A 2,004-nucleotide genomic window follows, 5' to 3' on the forward strand; every position below is an offset into this window, starting at 1 on the left:
AACAAAAATTTTTGAATAAGAATTATTGAATAATTGTGGAAAAAAATTATGGCAGTCTTTAGTAATAACCAACGTATACGGATTCGATTGAAAGCTTTTGATCATCGGTTGATTGATCGATCTACACGAGAGATTGTTGAAACAGCACGGCGAACGGGTGCAATCATTAAAGGGCCAATTCCGTTGCCTACGAAAATTGAGCGTTATACGGTGTTGATTTCCCCTCACGTAGATAAAGATGCTCGGGATCAATATGAAATTCGAACGCATAAGCGATTGGTAGACATTGTGCAGCCTACTGATAAAACAGTTGATGCATTAATGAAATTAGATTTGGCTGCCGGAGTAGATGTTCAAATAAGTGTTGAATCAGAATCCGCCTAGAACTAGGCTTAGCCTTTTTTATGGCGGTTAGATAATTGGAGAGTAGGCAATGCTTATTGGTTTAGTTGGTCGAAAATGTGGTATGACTCACGTCTTTACAGAGACGGGAGTTTCTATTCCTGTCACCGTGGTTGAAGTAATGCCTAATCGGGTTACTCAAATAAAAATGGCGAATATCGATGGGTATTGCGCTATCCAAGTGGCTTACGGCAAAAAATCTTCTGCTCGTGTCAATAAGGCAATAGCAGGACATTATGCGAAAAGTGGTGTAGAGACAGGAGAGGTTATCCGTGAATTTCGTGTGACTGCCGAAGAGTTGGCCAAAACTAAAATAGGTGATGAGCTCAAAGTGGATATTTTTAAAGAAGGGCAGACTGTTGATGTGTGCGGTTTAACTCGCGGAAAAGGATTCGCGGGTACCGTAAAGCGCCATAATTTTCGCACTCAGGACGCTACCCATGGAAATTCCTTGTCCCATCGTGCGCCGGGTTCCATAGGTCAATGTCAAACACCAGGGCGTGTGTGGAAAGGTAAAAAAATGGCAGGCCATATGGGAAATACCTACCGTACGGTCCAGAATCAAGAAATTGTTAGAGTTGATGCCGAACGACACCTCCTTTTAATCAAAGGTGCATTACCTGGTGCTCCTGGTGGCAAGGTGATTATTACGGAATCAACTAAAAAGAGCAAAGGGGATAAATGATGGAGCTTGCGGTACATTCCTTCGACAAAAAAGAATTGAGCAAAATCGTTGTGGCTGATACTGCCTTCGGAGAGAAATTTAAAGAAGGTTTAGTTCATCAAGTTGTTACTGCCTATTTAGCTGATGCGCGAGCTGGGAGCAAAGCGCAAAAGCCGCGAAGTGGGGTCCGGGGAGGTGGAACTAAGCCATGGCGACAAAAAGGGACTGGCCGAGCTCGAGCTGGAAGCATTCGAAGTCCTCTGTGGCGCTGTGGTGGTGTAACTTTTGCAGCAAAACCCCGTGATTTCTCACAAAAAGTAAACCGAAAAATGTATCATCGGGCAATGGTTTCTATTTTGTCCGAATTAATTCGGAAAAAGCGCCTTACTGTAATAGAAAATTTTAAACTGGAAGAGCCTAAAACTCGGGAATTGAAGGGCTTACTGGTAGGCTTAAATATAGAAAAAGCTTTGATCATTTTGGATGGGCAAGATCGCAATATTGAGCTGGCCTCACGAAATATGATTGATGTTACAACTTCTAATGCTATGCAGGTAGATCCCGTCAGTCTCGTCGCTGCGGAAAATGTATTGATTACGGTAGATGCTCTGAAAAAACTTGAGGAGAGATTGTCGTGAATCAAGAGAGATTATTAAAAATTCTTGTAGCTGCTCACGTATCAGAAAAGAGTGCTTTAATTAGCGGTCAACATGTATTTGAAGTAACAGCGGGTGCAACGAAATCCAAAATTAAGTCCGCTGTGGAAAATCAATTTAATGTCGCAGTAAAGGCAGTGCGCATTTGCAATGTTAAAGGAAAAGCTACACGATTTCGACAAGTGTGCGGCCGGCGTAAGAATTGGAAAAAGGCGTACGTTACATTAGTACCAGGCAATGAAATTGATATTGCAGCTGGCGAATAAGAGTTGGAGTGAATAA

The 2,004-nt window shown here is 42.4% G+C and carries 4 protein-coding genes; all 4 read left to right on the forward strand.

Annotated features, from left to right (window positions below; all coding sequences use genetic code 11):
• Positions 1–48 precede the first annotated feature (48 nt).
• The 4 genes from rpsJ to rplW are packed head-to-tail and all read left to right on the forward strand — an operon-like array spanning position 49 to position 1,988.
• Complete coding sequence (rpsJ, locus tag B1F79_RS00440) at positions 49–384, forward strand: 30S ribosomal protein S10 (RefSeq protein ID WP_048875578.1); 336 nt, start codon at positions 49–51, stop codon at positions 382–384.
• A gap of 49 nt (positions 385–433) precedes the next feature.
• Positions 434–1,087 carry a 50S ribosomal protein L3 gene (gene rplC / locus B1F79_RS00445; RefSeq protein ID WP_251365548.1) on the forward strand — a complete coding sequence of 218 codons (654 nt, stop codon included), beginning with the start codon at positions 434–436 and terminating at the stop codon, positions 1,085–1,087.
• Positions 1,087–1,704 carry a 50S ribosomal protein L4 gene (gene rplD / locus B1F79_RS00450; RefSeq protein ID WP_251365550.1) on the forward strand — a complete coding sequence of 206 codons (618 nt, stop codon included), beginning with the start codon at positions 1,087–1,089 and terminating at the stop codon, positions 1,702–1,704. Before rplC ends, rplD begins: the two co-directional genes overlap by 1 nt.
• On the forward strand, positions 1,701–1,988 hold the full coding sequence (gene rplW, locus B1F79_RS00455; RefSeq protein WP_251365549.1) for a 50S ribosomal protein L23: 288 nt from the start codon (positions 1,701–1,703) through the stop codon (positions 1,986–1,988). Before rplD ends, rplW begins: the two co-directional genes overlap by 4 nt.
• The last annotated feature ends 16 nt before the right edge of the window (positions 1,989–2,004 follow it).

This window comes from Coxiella-like endosymbiont of Rhipicephalus sanguineus, assembly GCF_018687865.1.